Source organism: Roseateles aquae, assembly GCF_032337115.1.
Classification (GTDB): Bacteria; Pseudomonadota; Gammaproteobacteria; order Burkholderiales; family Burkholderiaceae_C; genus Roseateles_C; species Roseateles_C aquae.
This window is the reverse complement of the sequence record NZ_JAVXZY010000006.1, coordinates 353,065-362,889: the sequence shown is the minus strand read 5'-3', so window position 1 is coordinate 362,889 and position 9,825 is coordinate 353,065. Positions and strand designations below refer to the sequence as shown.

The 9,825-nt window shown below is 65.6% G+C and carries 8 protein-coding genes; 7 read left to right on the top strand and 1 reads right to left on the bottom strand.

Translation table 11 applies throughout. The features are described from left to right. Positions 1 to 855 precede the first annotated feature (855 nt). The 6 genes from RQP53_RS16345 (at position 856) to RQP53_RS16320 (ending at position 7,610) form a co-directional block, all read left to right on the top strand. The gene (locus RQP53_RS16345) at positions 856 to 1,383 is read left to right on the top strand and encodes a hypothetical protein (protein WP_315651728.1); all 528 of its coding nucleotides are present in this window, start codon (positions 856 to 858) and stop codon (positions 1,381 to 1,383) included. Positions 1,384 to 1,450: 67 nt separating this feature from the next. Then, positions 1,451 to 1,906, top strand: coding sequence for a GNAT family N-acetyltransferase (locus RQP53_RS16340; protein ID WP_315651727.1), 456 nt, complete (start codon positions 1,451 to 1,453; stop codon positions 1,904 to 1,906). 106 nt (positions 1,907 to 2,012) lie between these two features. Next, positions 2,013 to 2,477 carry a RidA family protein gene (locus RQP53_RS16335; protein WP_315651726.1) on the top strand — a complete coding sequence of 155 codons (465 nt, stop codon included), beginning with the start codon at positions 2,013 to 2,015 and terminating at the stop codon, positions 2,475 to 2,477. A 41-nt stretch (positions 2,478 to 2,518) separates the two neighbouring features. Next, positions 2,519 to 3,637 carry a calcium:cation antiporter gene (locus RQP53_RS16330; RefSeq protein WP_315651725.1) on the top strand — a complete coding sequence of 373 codons (1,119 nt, stop codon included), beginning with the start codon at positions 2,519 to 2,521 and terminating at the stop codon, positions 3,635 to 3,637. Positions 3,638 to 4,269: 632 nt separating this feature from the next. Further along, positions 4,270 to 6,861 (top strand): DUF8696 domain-containing protein, encoded by a 2,592-nt coding sequence (locus RQP53_RS16325; RefSeq protein WP_315651724.1) that lies wholly within the window; start codon positions 4,270 to 4,272, stop codon positions 6,859 to 6,861. Between the two features lie 32 nt (positions 6,862 to 6,893). Further along, entirely contained in the window at positions 6,894 to 7,610 is a 717-nt protein-coding gene (locus tag RQP53_RS16320; protein ID WP_315651723.1) for an OmpA family protein, read from the top strand. Here RQP53_RS16320 and RQP53_RS16315 read toward each other — a convergent pair. Beyond that, positions 7,592 to 7,789 (bottom strand): hypothetical protein, encoded by a 198-nt coding sequence (locus RQP53_RS16315; RefSeq protein WP_315651722.1) that lies wholly within the window; start codon positions 7,787 to 7,789, stop codon positions 7,592 to 7,594. The two genes, RQP53_RS16320 and RQP53_RS16315, sit on opposite strands and share 19 nt — an antisense overlap. 70 nt (positions 7,790 to 7,859) lie before the next feature. On the opposite strand from RQP53_RS16315, the gene RQP53_RS16310 reads away from it, so the two are divergent. After that, positions 7,860 to 9,776, top strand: coding sequence for a PEP-CTERM sorting domain-containing protein (locus RQP53_RS16310; protein WP_315651721.1), 1,917 nt, complete (start codon positions 7,860 to 7,862; stop codon positions 9,774 to 9,776). Positions 9,777 to 9,825: the final 49 nt, after the last annotated feature.

The following is a 9,825-nucleotide window of genomic DNA, read 5'->3' as shown; positions in this document are numbered from 1 at the left end:
TCGTCTTGGGTGAGTTGGCGATATTCCATGTTCACAACCCCTTCTTGCCGGATGAGGTGTGAACAGTGTCGCCACTCCCCACCTCTTTTGGAGAAGGTGTTGCACTTAGTTTGCCAAGCTGCGACGGCTAACCCTTCGCTCAACCGGACCCGCAACGGCATGCCGCCTTCGGGCCTCATTTCATTCTGGCCCTTCGGCGCCCTGCCGTCGCTGGCCGGTTAGCTACAACGTTAGACCTACTCATAACCGTTGCAATCTATGACTATCTCAAAGGCTCTATTCACTCGGAAGTTGCTGGCAGTTGTCCTCGCTGCATGTGTGTCGTCCCAGTGCTATGGCCAAACTTCTGAGTCCTTACGAGCAAACCCCGGCGATGAAATGCCGAAAGCGTATGTTTCGCTTGCTGGTTCGAGCTGGGGCAAATATTGAGCTAACAGATGCAGCTGGAATGACCGCGCTAGACATAGCCAGATGGGGGCTATGAAAACCTTCACTCGGTTTGTGGAGCGCGAGTACACGAGAAGGCGTCGGCGCGGAGTAGTTCTGCGCGATAGGCTGCAGGGCTATGCTTGAAGTCAACTTTGAAGTGCAAGACCACTGGTACTGAGAGAAGACCACCTTCGGAGTTCTGAATCCAAGTCGCTCGCGCGGACGGTCATTGAGGTCGGCGGCGATGTGGTCGCAGTCTTCTCGGCTGCGCTCCTTCACTGCCGGCCACGACCGTGGCGCGCTTGGCTCGTGCGCGCAAGGGCGCGGACAAGCTGTGCTACCGCAGCGCTTGTATCATCCGCCCCCCCTGCCTGGGCTGCCTCAGATCCAGTTGCTTCCCGAAACTTGTGCTCCTGGAGCCTCGCGATGCGCCGTCGAATCGGCATTCTTTCTGCCATTCTGGCACTCAGCGTTTCCGCCTTCGGGGCCGGCGGCGAGACACTGCGCACGCCGGTGTATGAGGATGCCTTTGTCTGGCATCTGTCGCGCCAGTTGGCTGCCAAACTGATCGCTTATCAGCAGATGATCGGCGTGAAGCTGGACGATGAGCAGCGCGGACGCTTCGGTATGGATTACGAATTCCTCTATCACCATTACCTGCTGCGCTGCGATGGGCCCTTGCCCAAGCTTGAGGGCGTGGTGAGCAAGTTGCCGCCGCTGCGCTCCGCCACGCTGGCGGATGGCTCAATCGATTTTGATGCCTTGCGCGAGCAGGACAAAGACTTCGACACCGCGATGACGGCACCGGCCTGGACGCTGATTCATTCCTGGGCGGCCGAGCAAATGGACAGCCTGATGCGCAGCTTTGCTGCCGGCAACCTGGCACCCATCCCTGATTGCGTAGCGCCGGAATTCCTCATCCGCAATCCGACGTACAAGCTCGGCAAGGACTGAGCTCGGCGCTGCTTTTCCCGCCCGCCTGGGTTCAGGCGCTTTTGATTTGTCCAGACTTTGCTTTCCTATGTCCATTGCCATTCGCACCGCTATTGCCGCCGACCTGCCGGCGCTTGCCGAGCTCTTCGACCAATACCGGCGGTTCTACGAGCAGCCGGCCGATCTGCCGCTTGCGCATCGATTCCTCGCTGAGCGGATGAGCAGGGGCGAGTCGGTGATCCTGCTGGCCGAGTCAGAAGCGCAGCAGGCGCTGGGTTTTTGTCAGCTCTACCCGACGTTCTGTTCGGTCGAGGCGCGGCCTATCTACGCCTTGTATGACTTGTACGTGCTGCCGGCGCAGCGCCGCTCGGGCGCCGGCACGGCCTTGCTGAAGGCTGCCGAGCAGTTGGCGCGGCGCGAGGGCAAGGCGCGGATGGACCTGACCACGGCACGCGACAACCTGCGGGCGCAGTCGCTGTACGAATCCCTCGGTTGGGTGAGAGACGAGGTGTTTCTTGCCTACAACCGTGCGATCAAGGCCTGAGCGGCGCGGTCGGGACGCGTCAGAATGGATTTAGGATGGTAACGCCGGCCCTTTCCGGCCGCGCTCGCATCGAACCAAGCGCCCCTCGTCCACAGCCCATTCAGCAATGAGCCACACCATCGAATCCAGACTGCAGGCGCTGGGCCTGTCGCTGCCAGATGTCGCTGCCCCGCGCGGCCAGTTCAAGCCTTTTACGATTGCCGGCGATCTGCTGTATCTGTCGGGTAAAGGGGCGCCGCTGCGCGAAGTGGGCGGCGCCGTGCCCAAGGTTGGAGCAGAAGTCAGCGTTGAAACGGCGCGGGGCCATGCACGCGAGCTTGCACTGTACCTGCTGGCCGTGACGCGGCAGGCGCTGGGCGATCTGGAACGCGTGCGTCAGGTCGTCAAGGTCTTCGGCATGGTCAATGCGACGCCAGATTTCTGCCAGCACACCGAGGTGGTCGACGCTTGCTCGGAGCTGCTGGTGCAAGTGCTGGGTGAGCGTGGTGAGCATGCCCGTTCGGCGATCGGCGTGGGTTCACTGCCGCGCGGCTTCGCCGTCGAGATCGAGGCCATCATTCAGTTCGAATAGACCGGGCGGACTGTTGCGCTGGCGCCGCTATGCTGCGGGCCATGAGCGCCAAGTTGATCCAGTTGTTTTCTCGTCTGCCCGCGGCCCTGCCGCCGTGGAGCCTGCTGGGCCCCGTGGCGGCGCTGCTGGCCTTGCTGGCGCTGGCGGACAAGCCCTTGGGCGGGCCGCTATTGCTGCTGGTGGCCACCCTGCTGATCGCGGCCGTGCTGGCGGCGGTGCACCACGCCGAGGTGGTCGCCCACCGTGTCGGTGAACCCTATGGCTCCTTGGTGCTGGCGGTGGCGGTGACGGTGATCGAGGTGGCGCTGATCGTGTCGCTGATGCTGGCCGGCGGCGAGGCGGCAGCGGGTCTGGCGCGCGACACGGTGTTCTCGGCCATCATGATCGTCTGCAACGGCGTGCTGGGTCTGTGCATCCTGGCCGGGGGCTGGCGCCATCGTGAGCTGGTGTTTCGGGTCGAGGGCACGAGCCCGACCCTGGCGGTGCTGGCCGCGCTGGCCACGCTCACGCTGGTGTTGCCCACCTTCACGACCAGCAGCCCGGGGCCGACCTTCTCGCGCGCGCAGCTGGTCTTTGCCGGCATCGTGTCCCTGGTGCTTTACGGTGCCTTTGTGTTCGTGCAGGCGGTGCGCCATCGCGATTACTTCCTGCCGCCGCCGGCAGGCGACGATGCCCGCATCGAAGGCCATGCGCAGCCGCCGTCGACCGCGGTGGCCTGGATCAGCCTCGCGTTGCTGCTTCTGTGCCTGATCGGTGTGGTTGGGTTGGCCAAGCTGCTGGCGCCCAGCATCGAGGCGCAGGTGCGCGCGGCCGGCGCGCCGATCTCCTTGGTGGGCGTGATCGTGGCGCTCTTGGTGCTGCTGCCCGAGACGCTGGCCGCCGTGCGGGCCGCCCTGCACAACCGGCTGCAGACCAGCATCAATCTCGCGCTCGGCTCGGGTCTGGCCAGCATCGGCCTGACCATTCCTGCCGTGGCCACGCTGTCGCTATTCCTGCCCCAGCCGCTGCTGCTGGGCCTGACGCCGACCAATATGGTGCTGCTGGTGCTCAGCTTCGTCGTCGGCGCGTTGACGCTGGGCGGCGGCCGCGCCACGGTGTTGCATGGCGCGGTTCACCTGGTGGTATTCGCGGTCTTCCTGTTCCTCGCTGTGGTGCCCTGAGCGCGGGCGGTTGCGACCGCCATGCGCAGCGGCGCAGGAAAAAAAAGCAGTCCGGCCACAAAAACACCCTGACAAATCGTCGCCATCGCCGTCTTGCCTGTGTGGACGTCGCGGCCTGCCATCCATAGCGGGGCAGGGCGCTCCACGCCAGCAAAGGGGGGCAGATGTTTCGCGAAGACATAGATCGGGCGACGGCACAGAGCACCATGATGCCGCCAGGGCGGGCCGCTGCAGGCAATGCCCGAGGCCTGGGCGTGCCGCAACACACGGTGCAGACGCACATCAAGCGCATCTTGCAGAGGACCGGGCAGAGAAACACGGTTGGGCTGGTATCGCTGGTTCAGCGCAGCGTCGCCACGCCCATGCCCATGCCCATGCCCATGCCCATGTGGCGGCTGCGGAGCGATTTCTTAGCGTCCACCTACCAGGACGGGTAAGCACACCGCGCCCTTCCACGGACAAACTCCGCGCAGTTCAGTGCACAGCAGTGCGCAGCGTAGACCCGCAACACCCGTGAGATGCCCGTGAAAGCCCCGCCGTGACGGCTGGGCATGCGCTAGGCATTGCCCGCCGCGGATTGCTGCGCCTGCCTCTCCCATTCAGACGTTTCTTCTTTTCGTTAGGGAAATCAAATGACGATGTTGACCACAAGACCTGCCCGCGCGCAGTGGCGCGCATTGCTTGCATCCGGGAGTCTTTGCCTGTTGGTTGCCTGTGGCGGCGGCGAGAGCAGCGCGCCGATCGAGGTCGCGCCCAGCTTCCTCAGCCAGCCGCTCGATGTGCAGACGACGGTGGGGAACGAAGCGCGCTTCACGGCCGAGGTGCAGGGTAGCGAGCTGAAGTATCAGTGGCAGCGCAGCACGGACGGCGGCGGCACTTGGCTCGACGTCGACCAGGGCACGGGTGCCAGCCTGGTGCTCAAGGCCGTCAGCCTGGCCGACCACAGCAGCAAGTTTCGCGTGGTGATCAGCACCAAGGGCGGCAGCATCACGAGCTCGGCGGCCAGCCTGAGCGTCACCAGCGCCCTGCTACCTGCGGCCATCACTGTTCAACCCGCGCCGGTGCAGCTGAGTGTCGGCGGCAATGCCAGCCTGACGGTGACAGCAACCGGGTCGACGCTGGCATACCAATGGCAGAGCAGCGCCGACGGGCAGAGCTGGCAAGACCTGGCCGGCGCGACCTCGGCCCAGCTGCAAGTGAGCGCGGCCAGTCTGTCCCAAAGCGGCACCTTGTACCGTGTGGTGGTCGGCAACAGCCTGGGCAAGGTCACCAGCGTGGCCGTCGCCCTGACCGTCATGGCGGCGCCAGCCATCCCCAGCTTTGCCACGCAGCCCGTGGCACTCAGTGTCACGGCACCGGCCAGCGCCAGCTTCAGCGCTCAGGCGCTGGGCTCGCCGGCGCCCAGCTACCAATGGCAGCGCAGCACTGACAAGGGCGCCAGCTGGGACGATGTGGCGGGGGCGGTCAACGCCAGCTTCACGATCGCAGCCACGACCGCCGCCGACTCGGGCACCTTGTACCGGGTGCTGGCGCGCAATGCCTCGGGCAGCGTGGCCAGCGAGGCCGTGCTGCTGAGCGTGACGCCGGCGGCCCAGCCGGTCAGCATCTCGCAACAGCCGCAGGATCTCAGCCTGGCTGCGGGTCAGACCGCCAGCTGGACGGTGCTGGCCAGCGGCTCGCCCAGCCCGGCCTATCAGTGGCAGCTCAGTACCGACGGTGGAGCCAGCTACGCCAACATCAATGGCGCAACCCAGGCCAGCTACAGCCTGGTGGTCGGCGCCGCAGACAACGGTCGCCAGTATCGCGTGCAGATCAGCAACAGCCAGGGCACGGTCAGCAGCCGTGCGGCGCGATTGACGGTGGTGGCGCCGCAAAGTGCGCTTTCGGGACGCGCCTGGACCAAAGGGCAATTGCTGGAAACCGGCGACGGGCTGATGCCCGGCGTGATGGCTGCTGGCATTGACGATCAGGGCCGCGTCATCAGCGTGTTTGCCAAGCAGGATGGTGCTCGCATCGCCCTGCAGGCCGTGCGCAGCGTGCCTGGCGCGGCCGGCGCTCCGGCAAGTGTCAGCAGCCCGGTCATCCTCGACAAGGACTGGCCTTTCGACTGGAAGACCGGCGTGAACCTGTCCGTGTCACCGGCCGGCAATGCGCTGGCAGGCTGGCCCGTCGTGGCGCCTTGCACGGCCAACAGCTATTCAAGCTCGGGCAAGTGCAACTACTGGGTGGTGGCTCGCTTTCTGCAGTCGAGCGGCGTCTGGGAGGCGCCCGTCGTGGTGGCCGACATGCCCATGCCGATGTTCGAGGCCTCGATCAACGACGCAGGAGACATCGCCGGCTTGGCCAACACCTGGACGCGTGATGCCAAGGGAGAGTTGGACGCCTCCACACTCGGTGTGATCTGGCGCGCCGCAGGTCAGGCGAGCTTCACGCGCCGTGCCTTCGCGGTGGCGGATGTCACCGATATCTTCATCCCGCGTGCGCTCACCCTGGCCAACACCGGTGGCTTTCTGGTCAGCGGCATCGGCAAGCAGGGGCTGGTGCAGAGCTATGACGTGGTCGCCTACCGCGGCCATGTGCGAGACGGGCTGGGCGCCCGCGAGGTGATCGACCTGCGCGGCGGCAATGTGCCTGATGTCAAGGCCTACGGCAATGCGCTCGGCCAGTTCGCGCTGCTCTGGAGTCAGGACAATGGCAGCCGCCCGAGCACCTATGTGGCCAGCCTGGATCAGGCCGGTGGCAACTGGAGCCTCACCGATCTGGGCTTGGCACCGTTTGCCAGCGCGAGTGCCTATGCGGCGGCCCTGTCCGACAGCGGCGACTTCCACCTCTATGCCTGGGGACGTTGCTCGCAGATGCGTCGCCATGGCGGCGTGTGGGGTGCGGAGACGCCGCTGCCCGTCGGCAGCTGCGCCGGCGCGCCGGTATTCAAGCTGGCGCGCAATGGTGACTTCCTGGCTCTGCAGACCACCCAGGGCAGCGCCGGCCGCTGGCTCAGCTTCGATGCCGCGCGGCAGGAGTCGGTGCACGGCTACAGCACTGAGGGTCAGGGCGAAGGCTTTCTGCTCGGGCTGCCCGCTCTGCCCAAGGGCGAGCTGCTGCTGGCACCAAACGGCATCGGTGCCTACCTGAGTCTCAATGCCTACGACGTGCTGCCCGGCCCCGGCATGCCCAACGGCGACAGCCGCGGTGTCATCAGCCTGTGGGGCGTGAGCTTCAAGTGAGTTCCCTTTCAACGATAGACAGGAGATTCATCATGATTGCCCCGAGTTTCTTGAGCCGCGCTGGCGCGGCACTGCTGGCCCTGCAACTGCTGGGCTGTGGCACTCAACCTACGCGGCAGACCGCCAGCGCTGACCCGACGCCAACGCCAACGCCATCGTCAGCTTCCGGCGTCGCTGCGGGCCCGCGCTGTGAGCGGCTGCCGACGCTTTCCAACAATCAGAAGGTGGCCGTGGGCGGCACGGTGGGCGGGATTCTGGGCGGCATCATCGGCGCCAGTGTGGGTGAGCGCAGCGATCGCAATGTGGTCAACGGTGTGCTGGGGGGCGCCCTGGTCGGTGCCTTGGCCGGCTCCGCCTTCAAGAACGAGATCGACATCGACGAGCAGCCGGACGGTTCGGTCAGGCTGCGCGTGCCGGGTTCCTTGATGTTCGCCTCCGGCCAGTACAGCCTGAGCCCCGCCTTCCAGTCGACGCTGGCCAGCGTGACGCAGACGCTGAAGAAATATTGCGACGTCAGCATCCGCGTCGTCGGCCATACCGACAGCGTCGGGCAGGCCAAGGCGAACCAGCTGTTGTCGGAGAAGCGGGCGCAGGCCGTGCAGAGTCTGATGGTGAGCCAGGGCTTTGACAGGCTGAAGGTGACGACAGAAGGCCGTGGCGACACCATGCCCCGCGCCAGCAATCAGGACGAGGTCGGCCGCCAGCAAAACCGTCGTGTCGAGATCTTTGCTCAGGGACCGACCGGCTGAGCCTGGTCGCCATTGATCGTTTGCCGCTTGTTTGCCGTCGCTCTTTGGCCATCACCTGTGCGCTGCGCGAGCGACGAACACCTGGCTTTCAAGCAACTGTCTTCTAAAGCCCGCAACATTTCGCCGCCACCAGGGCCTGTCTCCCCGATGGTGGCGGCCAGCACCAGGACGATGAACATGATTCCAAGGTTTCGCCCCCTGACTCGCTTCGCGCCCCGGCACCCTCGCCGGGCCGGTCTGCTGCTCGCCATGAGTGGCCTCGTTGCCGCGCTCACGGCCTTGCCAGACCAGGCCCTGGCGCTGAACTATGTCTGGCAAGGCGGTACCGGCTTCTGGGATGACTCAAGCCGGTGGAGCCTGCTCGGCGTGCCAGGCAGTCAGGACAGCGCCAGCATCCCGAACAACACCGGCACCGGCGCGGTGCTGGTGCGTGACCCACGCAGCCTGGCGCAGCTCTACATGAACGGCGGCAACCTGGCGGCCACCTCGACGCTGACGGTCGCCGATCTGCACTTCGGCAGCGGCTACTTCGGGCGCAGCAACGCCCAGGCCGGCGGGCTGATGAACGTCACGGGCAGTGCCAGCTTCAATGGTGCCTTTGTTCAGGACATCGCCTTCAGCCATGTCATCAACCTGGCGGCTGACGCGAGCTGGACCCGAGGCGACGGGCGCCTGTCCGTCGATCCCGCCTACTGGCAGGGCGATCAGCGCTACGCCAGTGCGGCACTGAACATCGGCGCAGGCACGACCTTCTCCGACGCCGGGGCGAGTTCAGCGGCGAGCTACAAGCGGCTCGGCGGGGGCGAGGTCAATAACAGCGGGCGCTACCTGCGCAGCGGCCTGGGCCTGACGATCGCCAGCGGCTTCAACAACACCGGGACGCTGAGCGTGGCTGGCGGTGACTTCAGCCTGGATGGTAGCCACTTCGCCAACCGGTCGAGTGGCAGCATCGAGGTGGCTAGCGGCTCGACACTCTTCCTCAATAACACCAGCTTCACCGCTGGCACCCTGGACAACAAGGGTCTGGTGCGGCAGTTCGGTGGGGATGTGTCGGTGGCCTCCTCCGTGGCGATCGGCGGCGCCTGGCAGCTCGATGCCGGGGCGCTGAAGCTGCAGGGCCAGCATCGCGTCGATACCCTCACCCTCAATGGCGGCCTGCTAACCGGTGTGGCTGAGCTGAGCACCGGCTCGCTGGTGTTCAATTGCGGGACCCTGGGTGGCTACGATGCGCGGGGCGGCAACGTCCTGAACGTCACCGGTGCTGCGCACTTCAACGGAGCGGGTGTGCAGCATGTGCATGAGAACCAGACGCTCAATCTCCAGGGCAGCAGTCGGTGGAGTGCTGGCGATGGCGTGCTGAGCACGGCAACCAGCAGCTCGGGCGGGCATACAGCCTCGCATCTGCGGATTGCCGTGGCTGCCAGCTTCGTGGACGAAGGTGCCGGTTCGGCAAGCAGTTACAAGACCTTGGGCGGCGCCGGCTGGGTCGTCAACGAGGGCAGCTATCTGCGCGGTGGGCTGGGCGAAACCTATGCCCCCGGCTTTCAGAACAAGGGCCTGTTGCACATCGTCTCGGGTAGCTTTTCTGTGGACGACAGATTCTTCAATGCCGGACAGGTTGAACTCGATGCTGGCGCCCTGCTCAAGACCTATCGCTGGGAGTTTGCCAATGCCGGCTGGCTCGGTGGCAACGGGCGGGTCAAGACCTTCGACAGCTTCCATGCCTTGACCAACAACGGCACGCTGGACCCCGGCCAGGCCTCGCTGCTGGGCACGCTGACGATCGACGGCGATCTGGACATGGGCGACGCCGCCGTGCTGCGCATCGATCTGGCCGGCGGCCGCTCAGACAGCCTGGTGGTGACCGACGACGTGCGCTGGAACGGCGAACTGGCGCTGTGGGTCGCGCCCGGCACCGTGCTGCAGCCTGGTGACAGCTACACCATCGCGACCTATGGCCACCGGCTGGGCGCTTCCAGCTTCACTCAAGTCAGCTGGCACGGCCTGAGTCCCAGCCAGTACAGCATCGACTATGGCGACACCAGCATCACACTGCGGGTCAGTGCCGTGCCGGAGCCTGCCAGCGGCGCCTTCCTGGCTTTGGGGCTGGGCCTGCTCGCGGTCGGAACGCTGCGCCGCTCTCGCCGGAACAGCGGGGCAGCTTGAGCGGCAGCGCGGGCGATGGGCAAGCCAGATTGGGGTTAACGGCATGGTG

Coding starts and splice junctions, on each gene's coding strand:
- RQP53_RS16345 (WP_315651728.1), top strand. CDS start 856: ATGCGCCGTCGAATCGGCATTCTTTCTGCCATTCTGGCACTCAGCGTT.
- RQP53_RS16340 (WP_315651727.1), top strand. CDS start 1,451: ATGTCCATTGCCATTCGCACCGCTATTGCCGCCGACCTGCCGGCGCTT.
- RQP53_RS16335 (WP_315651726.1), top strand. CDS start 2,013: ATGAGCCACACCATCGAATCCAGACTGCAGGCGCTGGGCCTGTCGCTG.
- RQP53_RS16330 (WP_315651725.1), top strand. CDS start 2,519: ATGAGCGCCAAGTTGATCCAGTTGTTTTCTCGTCTGCCCGCGGCCCTG.
- RQP53_RS16325 (WP_315651724.1), top strand. CDS start 4,270: ATGACGATGTTGACCACAAGACCTGCCCGCGCGCAGTGGCGCGCATTG.
- RQP53_RS16320 (WP_315651723.1), top strand. CDS start 6,894: ATGATTGCCCCGAGTTTCTTGAGCCGCGCTGGCGCGGCACTGCTGGCC.
- RQP53_RS16315 (WP_315651722.1), bottom strand. CDS start 7,789: ATGTTCATCGTCCTGGTGCTGGCCGCCACCATCGGGGAGACAGGCCCT.
- RQP53_RS16310 (WP_315651721.1), top strand. CDS start 7,860: ATGAGTGGCCTCGTTGCCGCGCTCACGGCCTTGCCAGACCAGGCCCTG.